General features: G+C 37.7%; 18 protein-coding genes. 9 read left to right on the forward strand and 9 right to left on the reverse strand.

Translation table 11 applies throughout. From position 1 onward, the window contains the following. Positions 1-78: 78 nt before the first annotated feature. The 4 genes from JM83_RS06485 to purN form a co-directional block, all read right to left on the reverse strand. On the reverse strand, positions 79-1,977 hold the full coding sequence (locus JM83_RS06485) for an amidophosphoribosyltransferase (RefSeq protein ID WP_144960489.1): 1,899 nt from the start codon (positions 1,975-1,977) through the stop codon (positions 79-81). A gap of 63 nt (positions 1,978-2,040) precedes the next feature. Then, positions 2,041-2,979, reverse strand: coding sequence for a PfkB family carbohydrate kinase (locus tag JM83_RS06490; RefSeq protein WP_144960491.1), 939 nt, complete (start codon positions 2,977-2,979; stop codon positions 2,041-2,043). Positions 2,980-3,074: 95 nt separating this feature from the next. After that, positions 3,075-3,539 carry a ribonuclease HI gene (gene rnhA / locus JM83_RS06495; RefSeq protein WP_144960493.1) on the reverse strand — a complete coding sequence of 155 codons (465 nt, stop codon included), beginning with the start codon at positions 3,537-3,539 and terminating at the stop codon, positions 3,075-3,077. Further along, the gene (gene purN, locus JM83_RS06500; RefSeq protein WP_144960495.1) at positions 3,532-4,134 is read right to left on the reverse strand and encodes a phosphoribosylglycinamide formyltransferase; all 603 of its coding nucleotides are present in this window, start codon (positions 4,132-4,134) and stop codon (positions 3,532-3,534) included. The genes rnhA and purN overlap by 8 nt, the downstream gene beginning before the upstream one ends. Before the next feature lie 146 nt (positions 4,135-4,280). On the opposite strand from purN, the gene JM83_RS06505 reads away from it, so the two are divergent. The 5 genes from JM83_RS06505 to pyk all read left to right on the forward strand — a co-directional run bounded on the left by JM83_RS06505 (position 4,281) and on the right by pyk (position 8,557). Beyond that, positions 4,281-4,514: an acyl carrier protein gene (locus JM83_RS06505; protein WP_010227409.1), complete on the forward strand. Its 234-nt coding sequence runs from the start codon at positions 4,281-4,283 to the stop codon at positions 4,512-4,514. 16 nt (positions 4,515-4,530) lie between these two features. Next, positions 4,531-5,784, forward strand: coding sequence for a beta-ketoacyl-ACP synthase II (gene fabF / locus JM83_RS06510; protein WP_144960497.1), 1,254 nt, complete (start codon positions 4,531-4,533; stop codon positions 5,782-5,784). A gap of 9 nt (positions 5,785-5,793) precedes the next feature. Beyond that, positions 5,794-6,528 carry a ribonuclease III gene (gene rnc, locus JM83_RS06515; protein ID WP_144960500.1) on the forward strand — a complete coding sequence of 245 codons (735 nt, stop codon included), beginning with the start codon at positions 5,794-5,796 and terminating at the stop codon, positions 6,526-6,528. 110 nt (positions 6,529-6,638) lie between these two features. Then, entirely contained in the window at positions 6,639-7,124 is a 486-nt protein-coding gene (locus JM83_RS06520; RefSeq protein ID WP_144960502.1) for an IPExxxVDY family protein, read from the forward strand. A 2-nt stretch (positions 7,125-7,126) separates the two neighbouring features. Next, a complete protein-coding gene (gene pyk / locus JM83_RS06525) occupies positions 7,127-8,557 on the forward strand; it encodes a pyruvate kinase (RefSeq protein WP_144960504.1) in 1,431 nt (476 codons plus the stop codon). A gap of 71 nt (positions 8,558-8,628) precedes the next feature. On the opposite strand, the gene JM83_RS06530 is transcribed toward pyk, so the two are convergent. The 3 genes from JM83_RS06530 to dinB form a co-directional block, all read right to left on the reverse strand. Beyond that, complete coding sequence (locus tag JM83_RS06530; protein ID WP_144960506.1) at positions 8,629-9,210, reverse strand: hypothetical protein; 582 nt, start codon at positions 9,208-9,210, stop codon at positions 8,629-8,631. A 9-nt stretch (positions 9,211-9,219) separates the two neighbouring features. Then, on the reverse strand, positions 9,220-10,785 hold the full coding sequence (locus tag JM83_RS06535; protein WP_144960508.1) for a hypothetical protein: 1,566 nt from the start codon (positions 10,783-10,785) through the stop codon (positions 9,220-9,222). Positions 10,786-10,943: 158 nt separating this feature from the next. After that, a complete protein-coding gene (gene dinB, locus JM83_RS06540; protein ID WP_144960510.1) occupies positions 10,944-12,044 on the reverse strand; it encodes a DNA polymerase IV in 1,101 nt (366 codons plus the stop codon). Between the two features lie 377 nt (positions 12,045-12,421). On the opposite strand from dinB, the gene JM83_RS06545 reads away from it, so the two are divergent. Beyond that, positions 12,422-13,078: an NAD-dependent epimerase/dehydratase family protein gene (locus JM83_RS06545; protein WP_144960512.1), complete on the forward strand. Its 657-nt coding sequence runs from the start codon at positions 12,422-12,424 to the stop codon at positions 13,076-13,078. A 12-nt stretch (positions 13,079-13,090) separates the two neighbouring features. After that, entirely contained in the window at positions 13,091-13,564 is a 474-nt protein-coding gene (locus JM83_RS06550; protein WP_144960514.1) for a CYTH domain-containing protein, read from the forward strand. A gap of 83 nt (positions 13,565-13,647) precedes the next feature. Here the strand turns inward: JM83_RS06550 and JM83_RS06555 are convergent, their stop codons facing one another. Further along, entirely contained in the window at positions 13,648-14,481 is an 834-nt protein-coding gene (locus tag JM83_RS06555) for a phospholipase A (RefSeq protein WP_144960516.1), read from the reverse strand. A 156-nt stretch (positions 14,482-14,637) separates the two neighbouring features. Next, positions 14,638-15,741, reverse strand: a complete 1,104-nt coding sequence (locus tag JM83_RS06560; protein ID WP_144960518.1) for an isoaspartyl peptidase/L-asparaginase family protein — start codon at positions 15,739-15,741, stop codon at positions 14,638-14,640. 275 nt (positions 15,742-16,016) lie between these two features. On the opposite strand from JM83_RS06560, the gene JM83_RS06565 reads away from it, so the two are divergent. Then, positions 16,017-16,553, forward strand: coding sequence for a 3-hydroxyanthranilate 3,4-dioxygenase (locus tag JM83_RS06565; RefSeq protein ID WP_144960520.1), 537 nt, complete (start codon positions 16,017-16,019; stop codon positions 16,551-16,553). Positions 16,554-16,641: 88 nt separating this feature from the next. Further along, positions 16,642-18,195 carry an aldehyde dehydrogenase family protein gene (locus tag JM83_RS06570; RefSeq protein WP_144960522.1) on the forward strand — a complete coding sequence of 518 codons (1,554 nt, stop codon included), beginning with the start codon at positions 16,642-16,644 and terminating at the stop codon, positions 18,193-18,195. Positions 18,196-18,436 lie beyond the last annotated feature (241 nt).

Genomic DNA, 18,436 nt, shown 5'->3' on the forward strand with positions numbered 1-18,436 from the left:
AGTCGCGCAAACACTTTTAGACGAACAACCCAGATATTAGTTAAACGGCAACATCTGCTTTAAAAACCGAAGAATGACTTAATAAGATCTTCCTTCGTTTCCTTCATAAAAGTTTATAAAGGCCCTATTTACCACACGATTTCCTCCAAAAGTTGGATAGTCCCCAGTAAAATACCAGTCCCCTAAATGCTTTGGACATGCTTTATGCAGATTTTCGACTGTTTGATAAATGATCTTCACTTTGGTTTTTACTTCTGGCTCACTTAATAATTCAGCGATTTTATCAGAAATTTCTTGATAGGTAAAAGGTTCGTAAATTTCTTTTACAAAATTCTTTACATCCTTATCCTCCAGATGCTCCTGTAATTTGCACTTTTTATAAACCTCTTCTATAAGATCATAGTTTCCAGCATCTTTTAAAAGTTCCAATGCAGCCCTAAATGCAACCAATCCTTCAAGCCTGGCCATGTCTATCCCGTAACAATCTGGATATCTTATTTGTGGTGCAGAGGAAACAACTACCAATTGCTTCGGATTTAACCTGTCCAACATTTTAATGATACTCTTTTTAAGAGTGGTGCCCCTAACAATACTATCGTCGATGATCACCAAATTGTCCTCGGGTTTTACAACTCCATAGGTCACGTCGTAAACGTGCGCCACTAGATCGTCCCTGCTGCTATCTTCTGTAATAAATGTTCTTAGCTTTACATCTTTTATCGCAACTTTCTCTGTCCTTAACTTGTAGGCCAAAATTTGCTGAAGTCTTTCATCTGTAAGGTTTTCTTTTTCAGAAAGGATTGTTTCGTTCTTTTGCTTGTTCAATTCGTCCTGGGCTGCTTCCACCATTCCATAGAAAGATGTTTCTGCAGTATTTGGTATAAAGGAGAACACCGTGTTAATGGTGTCGTGGTCTATGGACTTTAATACTTCTGGCATTAACAAACGCCCTAGCATTTTTCGTTCTTTATAGATCTCTGCATCACTTCCCCTAGAAAAATAGATGCGCTCGAAGGAACATGCTTTTCTTTCCAATGGCTCTAAAATTTGTTTTATGGAGACTTCCCCGCCCATCTTGGTGATGATGGCATGTCCAGGCTCCAATTCTTTTACATCTTCAAATTTTACATTGAAAACTGTTTGAATTACAGGTCTTTCTGAAGCTACTACTACAACTTCGTCGTCTTGATAATAATAAGCTGGGCGTATTCCTGCAGGATCCCTTAGGACAAAAGAATCGCCATGCCCTAATAAACCGGCCATCGCGTAGCCGCCATCCCAGTTCTTGGCAGATTTCCTCAAGATCTTCGCAACATTCAATCTATCTGCAATCAAAGGAGATGCCTCTACCTTGGTATAGCCTTCCTTCTTTAATTTTTTATATAATTTCCTGACTTCATCATCCAGAAAATGCCCGATCTTTTCCATTACCGTAACGGTATCTGCCTTTTCTTTGGGATGTTGTCCCAGCTCCACCAAATTATCGAAAAGTTGAAAAACATTGGTCATATTAAAATTCCCGGCAACGATTAAGTTTCGGTGCATCCAGTTATTTTGCCTCAAGAAAGGATGAACGCTCTCGATACTATTCTTCCCAAAAGTTCCATACCTCACGTGACCAAGAAATAATTCTCCTATATAAGGGATGTTTTTTTTCTGAAGCACAACATCATTAACGTATTCTGGGTGTTCGCTCAGTTCAGAATTAATTCGCTCGTTGATTTGAGCAAATATATCCTGAATGGGTTGTGCAGCGTTGGAGCGTAACCTGCTTATATATCGATCCCCAGGTTCTGTATTCAATTTAATACTGGCAAAGCCCGCCCCGTCTTGTCCACGGTTATGCTGCTTTTCCATCATTAAATACATTTTGTTCACTCCGTAAAAGGCACTCCCGTATTTTTCTTTATAGAATTCCAAGGGTTTTAATAGTCGGATTTGTGCAATCCCACACTCGTGTTTTAATGCGTCACTCATAACTGGTACCTTTCGGTTTCAATAGGGTTCAAAAAAATTTTAGTCACAAAAAAAACCCTGACATTACAGGGTTTTGGTAGGCGTTAATTCTATATCGAATTGTGTTAAGCTCTGAAATTCTTGCAAACGGAGTTTTAAATCCTCATTGTCCAGATGTTCCATACGCTCGGTACCAAACTTTTCCACACAAAAGGAAGCTAAGCTGGAACCATAAATTACTGCATTCTTCATGTTTTCAAAAGAAATGTCTTCCGTTTTGGCCAAATAGCCAGTAAACCCACCTGCAAAAGTATCTCCTGCCCCGGTTGGATCAAAAACTTCTTCTAATGGCAATGCGGGGGCAAAAAAGATCTGGTCTTTATGAAACAATAGAGCTCCATGTTCCCCTTTTTTGATCACCACATATTTTGGGCCCATTTCCCCGATTTTTCTAGCTGCTCTCACCAAGGAATGTTCATCTGTCAATTGGCGTGCTTCTTCATCGTTTATGGTTATTGCATCTACTTTGGAAATCACTTTTTTAAGATCTTCCAAAGCATTGTCCATCCAAAAGTTCATGGTATCCAATACCACTAACTTTGGGTTTGTAACTTGCTCCAAAACGCTTAATTGAACCAAAGGATGCAGGTTTCCCAACATTACAATTTCAGAATCTTTAAACTCTTCAGGAACCACCGGATTAAAATCTGCCAATACATTTAACTGTGTGTCCAGCGTGTCCCTGGTGTTTAGATCGTTGTGATATTTTCCGCTCCAAAAGAAGGTTTTGCCACCTTTTACAACTTCTATTCCTTGAATATCTATCCCGTTACGAGTTAGCAAATCCATATGTTCTTGAGGGAAATCCTCTCCCACCACAGATACAATTGCACAATTAACATTGAACTGGGAAGCAGATAAACCTATATATGTGGCAGCGCCACCTAAAATTTGATCGGTTTTTCCAAATGGGGTTTCAATTGCATCGAAGGCTACTGTGCCTACTATCAATAATTTGCTCATAGTTTAATTTCAATAATTTGCTGCAAATATACGGTTTGTTTCTCAAGACCCTCAGCAATTTTGAAATTTTAGAAAATCAAATTGTGGAACCCTATTTATTCAACAAAGCCTTCATCGATATGTAGTCGTTTTTCTTTTGAAGCAGCCACGGCAAGGGCATCGCATCGCTCATTTTGTATATGGTTGTTATGTCCCCGAATCCATCTAAAATCCACCTTGTGTTTTCGGTATTCCACAAGAAATTCCTTCCAGAGATCTGCATTTTTACGGTCTTTAAAGCCTTTCTTCTCCCAACCAAACACCCAACCTTTTTTAACCGAGTCTGCCACATATTTGGAATCTGTGAACACCAATATTGAAACATCTTGTTTTTTAAGCTTTTTTAGTGCGTCGACAACTGCTAGCAATTCCATTCTATTGTTGGTGGTGTGCTTAAAGCCTTTGGAAAATTCCTTTCTATAGGGTTTGCCAACCCATTCCATTACAATTCCATAACCTCCGGGGCCAGGATTGCCACGAGCGGCACCATCTGTATAAATGTGAACTACAGGATTAGTCAATAGTAGAAGATTCTAATAAATTCTCGATCACTTCTGGAAAATGGCGATGTTCCAGTTCATGGATCTTTTCAGCAAGGCTTTCAAGGGTTTCTCCAGAAGAAATTGGAAATGCTTTTTGAAATATTATTTGACCATCATCATACTTTTCATTCACATAATGAATGGTTATACCCGTTTCTTTTTCCTTATTATCCAGCACTGCTTGGTGCACATTGACACCAAACATTCCTTTACCACCAAATTTTGGCAACAAAGCGGGATGGAGGTTTATAACCTTATTTGGGAATTTTTCTAGGATAGAGGGGGGGAACAACCACAAAAAACCGGCCAGTACAATAAGATCTGGATTGGTGTCTTCTAAGATATGTAAAACGTCATTTGAGTTATAAAACGCATCCCTATCAAAGCAAAGTGCGGTAATATTTAACTTATGGGCCCTCTTTAAAACCTTTGCTGTTGGTTTATTGGACATTATTGATACCACTTGTGCGGTACCGGAAGCTCTAAAATAATGTATAATATTCTCAGCATTAGAGCCTGAGCCGGATGCGAAGACAACAATTTTTTTTGGGGATGTTCTTTTTGATGCGCTCAAAACTTCGCTGTTAACAATTATTAAGTGTAAAAATAAAGGGTTTAAATGAAAATTCCGTAAATTCCCGTCACATTTTTAAAGTAAAAACCGGTTTTAAAATAAAGTTTTTTATTTTTGCCACTTAATCAAAATTAAAATAAAATATTATGTCAGACATTGCATCAAGAGTAAAAGCGATTATCGTTGACAAATTGGGCGTAGACGAGAACGAAGTTGTTACAGAAGCAAGTTTCACGAACGACCTAGGCGCTGATTCATTAGACACTGTGGAATTGATCATGGAATTTGAAAAAGAATTCGATATCCAGATTCCAGACGACCAAGCAGAAAACATTGCCACAGTTGGTCAAGCAATTTCTTATATCGAAAAAGCAAAATAAAAAAGAATAGTACTATATGGAGTTAAAGCGAGTAGTAGTTACAGGCTTGGGGGCCCTTACACCTATTGGGAACAATGTTGAAGAATATTGGAGCGCATTGGTGGCCGGTAAAAGCGGTTGTGCACCTATAACCTATTTTGATGCTGAAAAGTTCAAAACAAAATTCGCTTGTGAACTCAAAAATTTTAATGTTCTTGATTTTTTCGACCGTAAAGAAGCTAGGAAACTAGATAGGTTTGCGCAATACGCAATTGTTGCGTCCGATGAAGCCATTAAAGACTCCGGGATAGACCTAAATGTTGTGGATAAACATAGGGTTGGGGTAATTTGGGGAGCAGGAATTGGAGGACTGGAAACATTCCAAGATGAGGTGATCAATTTCTCTGAAGGAGATGGAACCCCTCGTTTTAATCCATTTTTTATCCCTAAGATGATCGCAGATATTGCCCCAGGCAACATTTCGATCCGTCATGGTTTTATGGGCCCTAACTATACCACGGTTTCAGCTTGTGCTTCTGCTGCCAATGCGATGTTCGATGCTTTAAATAATATTCGCTTGGGATATAGCGATATCATTATTTCTGGTGGATCTGAAGCTGCGGTAACCAAAGCGGGAATGGGAGGATTTAATGCTATGCATGCGCTGTCTACCAGAAACGAGAGCCCGGAAACAGCTTCCAGGCCTTTTGATGCTACCAGGGATGGTTTTGTGTTAGGAGAAGGAGCAGGTGCCTTGGTTTTAGAAGAGTATGAACATGCAAAGGCTCGTGGAGCTAAGATCTATGCCGAATTTATTGGCGGTGGACTTTCTTCTGATGCGTACCACATGACGGCGCCACATCCAGAAGGAACAGGGGTTGTGGCAGTAATGGAGAATTGTTTGCAAAATGCAGGTTTAAAGCCGCAAGATGTAGATGCTATTAATACGCATGGAACTTCTACACCTCTAGGGGATGTAGCAGAGCTTAAAGCAATTTCCAAAGTTTTTGGAGAGCATGCGAAGAAAATCAATATAAATTCAACCAAATCCATGACAGGCCACCTTTTAGGAGCTGCAGGAGCTATTGAAGCTATTTCTTCGATACTTTCTATGAAACATGGAATTGTTCCCCCAACGATCAATCACGAACATCGGGATGAAAACATAGATCCAGAGTTAAATCTTACCTTGAACACAGCGCAAAAACGCAAAGTGAACGTGGTAATGAGCAACACTTTTGGATTTGGAGGTCATAACGCATGTGTACTGTTTAAAAAATTGGATGAATAACCTATCGCAATGAGTGTTATTCGAAACATATTAAATTCCCGTTCTTCTAAAGACGGGAATTTTTTTATAGCTATGCAAAAGATCTTGGGTTTTAGCCCGAAGAACATCAATCTCTATAAAAAAGCATTTACTCATAGGTCTTTAAACCAAAGAGATGAAGAAGGAAACGCTATAAATTTTGAGCGGCTGGAATTTCTGGGCGATGCAATGCTTAGCGCTGTAATTGCCGCCTTTTTATTTAAGAAAGTTCCAGGAGGAAACGAAGGTTATCTTACCAAAATGCGTTCCAAGGTGGTAAGCCGAAAGCATTTAAACGAACTCGGGAAAGACTTGAACCTTATAGGACATGTGCAAACAAACATTCCAAAAGAACAATTTGGCGCCAATATTCATGGAAATCTCTTTGAAGCACTTATAGGAGCCATTTATTGGGACCGTGGTTATAAGTATTGCAAAAAATTCATTTATGATAGGGTGATAATCCCCTATGTGGATATCGAGCAGCTGGAAGGAAAGGTGATTAGTTATAAGAGCCTGCTTATAGAATGGTGCCAAAAGACAAAAAAGGAATTCAGCTACGAGGTTTACGACGATTCTGGGCAAGATGAAGTAAAACACTTTGCAGTAAAACTTAGGATAGACGACAAGGTGGTGGCAAAAGCAAGAGCTACTTCAAAAAAGAAGGCAGAAGAAAAGGCTTCTAAAAGAGCCTATTATGCACTTCAAACTAGGATAGATATCTAACAATCAATATCTTCCCACTATAACGATTTCGTAAATATTTATCAAAAAACCTTATAAATTTCTTAGAATTCTGCATTCTTATTTTATCTTTAACCTTAAAGATTAAGAGTATGTTATCCCATAAATTACCGTTGGATGATGTAGAGGACAGTTATCATTTATTGGCCATCCATAGTTCTTTAGAAGAATTTAAAATGGCTTTTCTATTGAATAGGAATCTGCAATTAAGCCTTAGGCGTGCTCCATTCGATGTAGATTTTAATCACGGGGAAATACAAGCTTTATATCCACTTTATTTTTTTAAAGAACCTGCGGAATACCGCACCTATTACTTATTTAAGAACAAGTACAAAGGATTTGTGAAAAAGGTGGTTAGTTCGGGGTCGTTGTTCGTAGAAGAAGAAATCTCTACCCAACTCACCTATTTAATTCCGGAGTATAAAAAGGTGGATTATTTTTTAAAGATAGAAGATGATCTGGAGGAAGGGGTTATTCAAGATTTATTGAATGCCATAAGCAGAATTCCGAAGGTTATCACAACATTCGTAGTTGATGTAAATCAGCTAAAATCAAGAAACAATTTAATTGTAGATTAACAATGCCAACAAATAAAAGAACAAAAATTGTAGCCACTTTAGGACCCGCAACCATCGAAAAATCTGTTTTAAAAGATATGCTGGAAGCAGGAGTAAATGTGTTTAGGGTTAATTTTTCACATGCAGACTATGAAGATGTGAAAGAACGAATTAAAATGATCCGGGACCTTAATGAAGAATTTGGATATGCCGCAGCAATACTGGCCGATCTTCAAGGCCCTAAATTAAGGGTGGGAAAAATGAAGGAAGAAATAGTTGTAAGCCCAGGAGATCAGATTATTTTTGCTACCGGAAAGGAATTTAAAGGAACTGCTGCCCGGGTTTATATGAACTATGAGCAATTTCCAAGAGATGTGCAGCCGGGAGAACGCATATTGTTGGATGACGGTAAGTTGATGTTTGAAATTGTAAGCACCAATAAGGAAAACGAAGTGGTTGCAAAAGTAATTCAAGGCGGGCCTTTAAAGTCCAAAAAAGGTGTAAACCTACCCAACACAAATATCTCGCTGCCAGCACTTACCTCTAAGGATATTAAAGATGCCATTTTTGCCTGCGAACAAGAAGTGGATTGGATCGCACTTTCTTTCGTGAGAAATGCTGAAGACCTGTTGGAATTACAAAACTTGATCAAGGAACACAGCGAGCATAAAATTCCAATCATTGCAAAAATTGAAAAACCAGAGGGCGTAGAGAACATCGATAAAATAGTAGCGTATTGCGATGGTTTAATGGTGGCTAGAGGAGATCTTGGTGTAGAGATCCCTGCCCAGGAAGTACCACTTATCCAAAAGCAATTGGTGCTTATCGCTAAAAAAGCACGAATTCCCGTGATCATCGCCACTCAAATGATGGAAACCATGATCACTAGCCTTACCCCTACACGGGCAGAGGTAAATGATGTGGCAAATTCTGTGATGGACGGGGCAGATGCCGTAATGTTAAGCGGGGAAACCTCGGTTGGAAATTATCCAGTACAGGTGATAGAAAAAATGACGCAAATTATAAAGAGCGTAGAAAACTCACCGTTAATCAAGGTGCCTCACGATCCACCCCATGTTAGAACCAATAGGTACATTACAAAATCTGTTTGTTATCATGCGGCTATCATGGCAAATGAAATAAAGGCAACAGCTATTTGTACCTTGACCAATAGTGGGTATACGGCATTTCAAATATCTGCCTGGAGACCAGAATCCAATATTTTGGTTTTTACCTCCAACCATAGAATTTTATCCCAGTTGAGTTTGCTTTGGGGTGTTAAGGCGTTTTTCTACGACAAGTTTTCCAGTACAGATGAAACCATAGAAGATATAAACAACATCGCCCGTGACAACGGATATGCCGGAGTTGGGGATTTTATGATCAATCTAGCTTCCATGCCCATTGCAAATAAAGGAATGGTTAATACCTTGAGAATTTCTGAAATAGAATAATTAACATTAGTTAAAACCCACGAACACTCTAATATTATTAGTGGATTCGCGGGTTTTTTTTGAGACTAATTTTAAAATTGTACTCCCAAACTTATCCCTATAGAATTGAGATAAATATCGGCAGGCTCTTCGGTTTCAAAAAGTAGGGCGTCAGCGCCTTTAAGGTCTAAATAATTTTGCTCAAGAAATACATTTGTATTTATATTAAAACTTTCTCTTTTCAAAATTGGGAATCCAAGACCTATCCTAATATTATTCCCGCTTTTAAAATTAGATTTATCCAAAGAGATATTACCAGCTTCCTGTAAATAGATATAGACATTATCAGGATCTACAAAGAAGAATTTTATAATCCCTCCTAGCCGTAACATAGAAAAATCGGGTTTAAATTGCTGCTCATACCCCGCAAGAGCACCCACACTAAACTTTTTAAACAGTAAGTAATTTAGAGTGTATTGAGCGCCCAAGGCTATTTTGGAATTAATCTCAACATCGCTTCCTATATTATCAATACTGTAGTCATAACGGGCTTTGGTAGGAATCATTAGTTCCAATTCTGCCGTTGAGTACCATCTATCAGCTTTATTTGTTTCTTGTGCATTTCCAAATATTGGAAATAAGCATACTAAAATCAGGGGCAATAAATTTTTCATAATTATATATTAATTTCTAATCATTCTATTTCCCTTCCACGTGCTGCCTCTTCTAGCAGCTCCATAAAAGTCTACTTCGTAATGTGTATAATTTCGGAAATAATCAGTATCTGGTTCTACTTGATATTGCCAATCACTATTACCATTTTTACCTATTGAAATTTTAAAACCGACATCTTGGTAAAATTTCTTTTCTATACTATTATCATTGGTATTGTAAAAGTGCTCACCAAAGTATAATGTTTCAATTTTATCGTAACTTCTTTGATAGGTCACGGAGAAAACTTTAGGATCACCAGCATTAGCTTGGGATTTTAAAAAGTCTATACCCATTTTATAGAGAGCTTTAATATTTGAATTACTAGTAATATCGCTCGAATAATAATTAAAACCAACATCTCCTATTAAAGGTATGTTGGGAATATATATATTCAAAATAGGATCATTGTCTAATCTAAAAAACGGTAATACGTTTTTAGTTATTTTCAATTTAATGTCACTGTAATAATAACTAACCCCAAAAGTACTTGCCGAAGGTGATCTCACACTAAATTTACCAGCATACATATATATTGGGGCTTTATAGGGATTACTAATTAAACCACCTGTAGGTGTGTAAGCATTTATTTGAGGTTGAGGAAAATCATATTTTAATAAAATACGATTTATTCCTAGATGAATTTCATCAGATTCTGAAGCCCACCAAATGCCAAGTGTTTTAGTCTGGGTCTTAACCTGTATTCCAACAGATTTATAAAAACCAAAAGATTGATCCCAAAATTCAGTTTTTATTCTATCCCCGTCATTATAATAACTTCTACAAACATAACTTTTTCCAAAAAGATTTTGAACCCAATTACCAGAGGCGTTACCGTCACATATAGGTAAATTTTGAATAATATTTTGAAGTTTTTCTTCTGAGGATAATTGCGATATCGGTGGTGGGGTCGATCCACCACCTCCACCTCCGTAACCACAATCACCATCAATTGGCATAATATATTGTGTTATTTGCGTATCTATTTGAGTATATCCTCCAGATTCCGCTCTGATATAACAAGGATCAGGAGCAATTAATTTATTTGTCGATTTTTTGTTGTTTGCTAAATAAGTGAATAGATGTGTTGAATCTTTTACTGCAACGAAAAACAAACCATTTTCGGTAAACTTGTATAGAGAATCATTAACAACTATTTCATTGTTCTCATTAATAAATGCAGCTAAATAAGGATCAGCAACAATGTTGTTTTGTTCTTCACTTTCAGTATCTGTATTTTTACTGGATTTTCTTTTTTTATTAATTTCTTCTGAAAGTTTGGATATAAGGTTTTTATTACTTGGGTCTACAAAAGGCTCTAAAGAGCGAAAACCTTTCTTATAATACTCTTCAAATTTATAAAAATCAACTTTGTCTTGATTTTTTTTCATATTGGAAATAGTAGTTTTCAAATTTTCACTTGAATTAAAAATAAACCTACCATTTTCTACTACTCCATTTGCATTTATTTTTTCGATTGAATTAGTATCATTAGGTAGACTTTCATCGAAATTTTCTGTTTGACAACTAAAAAACAAAAAACATTGTAATTTTTTTCATAATAAATTGCTTGATTAAAAAGTTGATTTAGATTATAAACGGTCTCGTCTATAATTTTATCAAACATCCGTTTTTATTTTCATATAAACATCTATTTTTATGTTTTTTTTAATTTAATTAAAAGTTTCATTCTTATTTAAAACTCAAACTTCAACTGTACTGCAATTTCCTGTACTTTCTCTATAGTTTGCTTTTTCTCAGTATTTAAATTTGAAAGAGTAATTCCCAACAGTCGAACCGAATTTTTCATCCTTTCTTGATATAATAAGTCCTTCGCAGTATCCAGGATCACTTCTTTTGACGCAATAAAATAAGGCAGGGTCTTGCTCCTGGTTTGCAAGGTAAAATCACTATATTTTATCTTTAAAGTAACCGTTTTCCCTGCAACTTTGCTCCTTTTTAGCCTGCGTTCGATTTCTTCGGCGATATTCTCCAAGCGTTCCATCATAAAGATCTCTGAAGCTATGTTTTCATTAAAAGTCCTTTCTGCACCAAGGGATTTTCGTATTCTGTCTACTTTTACTTCGCTGGTATGAATGCCACGAACCACATTGTAATAATACTTGCCGCTTTTCCCAAAATTCTCGGTTAAGAATTCTTCAGATTTTTCTTTTAGTTGAAGTCCTTTAAAGATTCCCAATTGGTACATTTTCTCTGCGGTCACTTTTCCAACACCATAGAATTTTCTAATTTGAAGTTGTTCCAAAAATTCCTCAACCTCTTCCGGGTTTATTGTTTTTTGGCCGTTGGGTTTGTTGATGTCACTGGCAACTTTCGCTATAAACTTGTTGATGGAAATCCCTGCGGAAGCATTCAATCCAGTCTTCTCCTTTATTTTCTCCCGAATTTCTTTCGCGATTAGAGTAGCACTGGGAATCCCTTTTTTATTCTCGGTGACGTCCAAATAGGCTTCATCCAAAGAAAGCGGCTCCACCAGATCTGTATACTCCAGGAAGATTGTCCTAATTTGACTTGATATTTCTTTGTATCGATCGAATCTGGCTTTTACAAAGATGAGCCCTGGGCAATTTCTTTTGGCAATTACACTGCTCATCGCACTTTTTACGCCAAATTTCCGGGCTTCGTAGCTCGCTGCAGAAACCACGCCTCTATCTGAACTTCCTCCAACAGCCACTGGTTTGTTCCGCAAGTCGGGATTGTCCAATTGCTCTACAGATGCGTAAAATGCATCCATGTCTATATGAATTATCTTTCGAATTGGGAACTGGGTTTTCACAACGTAAATTTAGGGAAACTTGAATTACTCCAAGGCTTAGTGGGACTATTAACTAAGATTTTTGGATCGTTTGGAATCCGTTATTTTTGAAGAGTCAATAATTTAATAACTAGCGAAACGGTTTAGCATAAGTTTATTTATTGGATGCTGAAATAAGCTACCATTTACGTATTTTTATTTATGCATTATAGACCCTGAAACCAGTTCAGGGTGACAATGATGTTTTTTAGAATTGCCGTCATGCTGAACTTGTTTCAGCATCTTTTTAGATATTCTAAAACATACATTAATTCCCTACACTAGATAAAATTTTTTATCACGGGTCTCAGGATGACGAATTATTTAAACAGCAAAAAAATTAAAGTAAATATCACTTTATGAAATCAGCGATATTATTAGGGGCAACAGGATTGACCGGAGGGCACTTACTAAAAATAGTATTGAATGACCCTAAATATGATAAGGTAAAGGTTTTTTCAAGATCTAGTGTGGGTGTTAAACATGAGAAATTGGAAGAGCATTTGGTCGATCTACTAAAGCTGGATGATTATAAAGACAGTTTTCATGCAGATGAAGTGTACTGCTGTATTGGAACCACTAAAAGTAAAACCCCGGATAAGGAAACGTATAAAAAAATCGACTTCGGAATTCCGGTGGCCGCAGCTAAACTTTGCAGGAAAAATAATATCGATACCTTTTTGGTGATCTCCGCGCTGGGCGCCGATGCTAACAGCAGTATTTTTTATAATAAAGTGAAAGGCGAAATGCAGCATCAAGTATTGGAGCAAGGTATTAAGAACACCTATATTTTTCAGCCCTCCTTAATTGCAGGGAATAGGGAAGAAGAGCGATTTTTTGAAAAACTTGGCATCGAAGGAATGAAGGTATTCAATAACCTTTTGATTGGTTCCTTTAAAAAATATAGATCTATACACCCGGAGACTATTGCCAAAGCAATGCATATTTGCGCAAACTCTGGTTATCCAAAAATATTGATAGAATCTGATGAGATCCAGAAATTGGCTTCAGAATAATCTTTAAAATTTATGATGGAAATAGAACGAAAATTTTTAGTGACCTCAGATAAATATAAGACAGAAGCATTTAAAACTTCAGAAATAAAACAAGGCTATTTGAATTCCCATCCAGAAAGGACCACCAGGATCCGGGTTCAGGGTAAAATAGCATTTATTACCATTAAGGGGAAGTCATCAGCAAGTGGTTTATCCAGATTTGAATGGGAAAAAGAGATCCCAGCCGATGAAGCTTTGGAGCTTTTAAAACTTTGTGAGCCGGGAGTAATTAAGAAGGTGAGGTATTTCGTGAAATCCAAAGAATTTACATTTGAAATTGACGAATTCTCGGGGGATAATAAGGGTCTTATAGTGGCAGAAATCGAATTGAAGTCTGAAAATGACACTTTTGATAAACCAGAGTGGCTTGGAGAAGAAGTCACCGGAGATTTGAGATATTATAATTCGCAACTCAGTAAAAATCCATTTAAAAACTGGGGAAAATAGAAAATTATGAAAAAAGCAATTCTTTACGCTGGTAGTAAACACCTTATTTGTCGACAATAAGTCAAATGCGGAAATAAAACAACTTATTGGGATTTCAGGATGTCTAGAGCAGACGACTTTATTACATATCCAAGGCGTACCATGCTCGTGTATTTATCATAGTCTATTAAGCTTTCTGCATATCCCACAAACCATTCCAGCATTAAATATTGGTTTCCGGAATTGTTGAACAGTTTATAAAGAAGACGACTAGAAGCAGCCCCTTTCCAACCTTCTAAACCTTTTCTAACTGTAAGATCGGCGATTAACCTGTTGCGGATAATGGTTTGTTCTACTTTAATTTCACCAAGTCCCACATAGTCTAAAATATCTGGATGGTTCTCTTTATATGCTATCGGTGCCCAAGCTTTAACACTAAGTAAAGTCCTTCTTCCAATTGGAGTATGGAAAGCTCCAGTGATCCTATTCCAACTCCTACTATCTAAACTGTCCCTTCCATTGGATTCGTGTTCAAATTTTAATTCAGCAAGCCCAAAGATATATCCCTCCTTATTAAAAACCGGTTTTCCAAGACCAATGCCCGGGTTAAAATTGATCTCTTCAAAAGGACTGGACAAGCTGTATACGTTCCAAAAAGCTTTTTGGGAATAGGTTAGGAATAAGTAACTGTTTAGAGGTAAAGTCGCCCTGCTCACCAATTGCTTAAAACTGATCTGGTATTTAATATCTGAATTGTTTTTTGTAATGGCTTTGTTAGTTGGTACCCCGGTAATAAAATAATTATCCTGATAGCTGGAAAAGGCCGGCATTTCCTTAATGGTATCATACACCTGTTTTCTCGTTAGACGTTGGCCAAATGCTGTAGAGTGGATAAAAAAAGCAAAAAAGATAAGGCAGGTAAATAGTATTCTCTTCATAATTAGGGTTTATTGCCGTAAGGGCAGCGAAAATTTAAGTCGGCAAAGATACTTCTTACTTTCTAAGGAACCTATAAACTCTAACTCCATCTAGTAAATACTAGCATAAAAAAAGCCCCAAATTATTGGAGCTTAAATTGTTATCTGGCTATGAGCTTACTCTTTTTCTGCTGTAACTTTCTCATTTTCTTTATAAATCCCAATAGATAATTCCCCTTTTTTGTTCATCGCAGCGCGGTACATTCCTGCGGAATTAAATTCCATTGCAATATTTCCTTTATGATCTATGGCTATAATTCCTCCCTCGCCACCCAGCTCTGTTAATTTTGCTTGGATTACTTTTTTTGCCGCTTCTTGTAAGCTCATTTTCTTATACTCCATCATTGCTGAAATATCGTAAGCCACAACGCCTCTCATAAAATATTCTCCCCATCCGGTTCCAGAAATAGCGCAGGTGGCATTATTTGCATAGGTGCCAGCACCAATAATTGGCACATCCCCGATCCTGTTCCATTTTTTGTTGGTCATTCCCCCAGTGGAAGTTCCTGCGGCGATATTTCCATTTTTGTCCAAAGCAACACAACCCACGGTCCCGAACTTGGATTCTTTGATATATGGGTCGTAAAAAGCCGTTCTATTATCGGCACTGTCTGCTTTCATTTTCTCTGCTTCTTTCATTTTTTGAAGGGATTGAAACCTATTTTCGGTATAGAAATAGGAAGGATCTACGATCTCTAGCCCGCGTTCTTGGGCAAACTGTTCGGCTCCTTTTCCAGAAAGCAACACATGCGGAGAATTTTCCATTACCTGAAATGCCAAATTTATTGGATTTTTTACAGTGGTAACTCCCGCGACCGCCCCGGCATTCAATGTTTCCCCATCCATGATGGCAGCATCCATTTCGTTGGTTCCTTGGTTGGTAAATACAGCTCCTTTTCCTGCGTTAAAAAGCGGGGAATCTTCTAGGACGTTTATGGTAGATTGGATGGCATCTATAGCCGTTCCTCCATTTGCAAGAATTTCATGTCCTACCCGGATTGCTTCTTCAAGTTTTTCCTTATACGCGACCTCCAAAGAATCGGTCATATTCTCTTTTAGGATAGTTCCTGCGCCCCCATGGATCACAATTCCAAAATTGTCGGTTTCTACTTTATCTGATTTTGGTTTTTCGATGGGCTGGTTTATAGGTTTTTTTTCTTCGGAAGCATAATTACATGCAAACAAGAGTGAAAGAGAGAAGAGAAGTACTAATTTTTTCATGAATTTGGATGTTGAGATGTTTGAATTAAAAGTACTAAAATTAAGTACAGGTCTTGAATGTGCGCTCCAAATTTATAAAAAATGTAAATTTTGCGTAAGCGATAGCAGTGGAAAGCCCGCAGTCACGATCGTGATATTTATCGTGATTGGGACGAGGACTTGCAACGAATAGCGCGGTGCCCGTTAAGGGCATACGCCCAAAACATTTAGATTAGCTTTACAACTTTGTGTGGGAGATTGATTAATTTTATACAACTTTTTTAAACTGAGAGATTATGTCAATAAACAAGCCTTTTAACCTTACTAAATGGGTAGAACAAAATAGGGATTTGCTGAAGCCGCCGGTGGGGAACAAGAATTTATATAGGGAAAGTGACGATTATATTGTGATGATCGTGGCGGGTCCCAACGCTCGTAAAGATTATCATTACAATGAGACGGAGGAACTATTCTTTCAGTTGGAAGGCAACATAGAAATTCATGTGCAGGACAATGGCGAGAAAAAAACGATGGAACTGGGGCCTGGCGATATGTATCTTCACCCTGGAAAAGTGCCACATTCCCCGGTAAGGCATGAAGGTTCTATTGGGCTTGTGGTAGAGCGCAAACGCTTTGGGGAAGAAGGGAAGGATGGCTTGTTGTGGTTTTGCGATAATTGCAATACCAAATTGCACGAAGTTTATTTTCCGTTGCACGATATAGAAAAAGATTTTCTGGGCCATTTTAAAAATTTTTATGGCAGTAAAGAGTTGCGCACCTGTGATAACTGTGGAACGGTGATGCCTGTAGACGAGCGATTTATTAATTCGTAGGGAATGAAAGTAGATTAAGGAGTTGTTTCCTTTAATATTTATTATTTTCGCAACAATTAGTTATAATTAAAGATTAAAATACGAATAAATGAGTGATATAGCAGAAAAGTTTGGGATTAAACAAGCCTTAAAAGCCTTAGGGATTAAAGATATTAATGAAGGAACTTCTACCGGAAAAGATTTTTTTGGGAGTGGTGAAATTATTGAATCTTATTCTCCTGTAGATGGTTCTTTAATAGGAAAGGTGAAAACTACCTCAAAAGAGGATTATGAAAAAGTTATGAACGCTGCTACCGAAGGATTTAAATCCTGGAGAACAATGCCAGCTCCTTTACGTGGTGAAGTAGTTAGAAAATTCAACGAAGAACTTCGAAGGTTGAAAGAGCCTTTAGGGAAATTGGTTTCTTACGAAATGGGAAAATCTTACCAAGAAGGTTTGGGAGAAGTACAGGAAATGATAGATATCTGTGACTTTGCTGTGGGATTGTCCCGCCAGTTGCACGGACTTACCATGCATTCTGAGCGTCCAGGACATAGAATGTACGAGCAATACCATCCACTTGGGGTAGTAGGGATTATTTCTGCTTTTAACTTCCCAGTGGCCGTTTGGGCCTGGAACACCGCTTTGGCTTGGGTTTGTGGAGATGCTTGTGTTTGGAAAGGTTCTGAAAAAACACCAATTACCTCTGTAGCTTGCCAAAAAATTGCTGCCAGGGTTTTTGAAGAAAACAATGTGCCGGCAGGAATTTCTTGTCTCGTAACAGGAGATTATAAAGTAGGGGAAATGATGTCTACAGATAAGCGCATTCCGCTTATTTCTGCTACCGGATCGACCCGAATGGGTAAGATCGTTGCTTCTAAAGTAGCAGAACGTCTTGGAAAAACTTTATTGGAATTAGGAGGGAACAATGCGATTATTGTAACTCCAGATGCCGATATTAAAATGACCGTTATTGGTGCTGTATTTGGTGCTGTAGGAACTGCAGGACAACGTTGTACTTCTACCAGAAGACTTATAATTCATGATTCTATTTACGATAAGGTAAAAGATGCGATCCTTGCGGCTTATAGGCAATTGCGTATTGGAAACCCTTTGGATGAAAATAATCACGTGGGACCACTTATAGATAAAGATGCGGTTAAAAATTACCAGAACGCTTTGACCAAAGTTGTTGAAGAAGGTGGAAATATCATCGTTGAAGGTGGTGTGTTGGAAGGTAAAGGATTTGAAAGTGGATGTTATGTAAAACCGGCAATTGCTGAAGCAAAGAACTCTTACGAGATCGTACAGCATGAAACTTTTGCTCCGGTATTGTACATGATGAAATATTCTGGAACTGTTGAAGATGCTTTGGAAGTGCAAAACGGGGTAAATCAAGGGCTTTCTTCTGCAATTATGACCAATAACTTAAGGGAAGCAGAACACTTCTTATCTGTTAACGGATCTGACTGTGGGATTGCCAATGTAAATATTGGAACCAGTGGTGCTGAGATTGGTGGAGCCTTTGGAGGTGAGAAAGAAACCGGTGGAGGGAGAGAGTCTGGATCTGATGCATGGAAAGTGTATATGAGAAGACAAACCAACACCATTAACTATACTACGGAATTGCCATTGGCGCAAGGGATCAAGTTTGATTTGTAGAATATTATTTAAAGAATAGTTTGAAAAAACCGCCCTTTTCAGGGCGGTTTTTTTGTTTATGGTAGTAGTAGTGATTAAAATAAGGCTTCTATGAGCTTTCTAGTATCTTTCTGAACGAAATGAAATGGAGTGAAGAATCTCACAGTGGCAAGAGATTCCTCCTTTGTCGGAATGACATTTTGAATTGTCAGGCTAAGTCTGTCCAAGTCCAAACTGAGATAAATGGAGTCAAGTTCAACAA

It is taken from the genome of Gillisia sp. Hel_I_86, from assembly GCF_007827275.1.
Lineage (GTDB): Bacteria > Bacteroidota > Bacteroidia > Flavobacteriales > Flavobacteriaceae > Gillisia.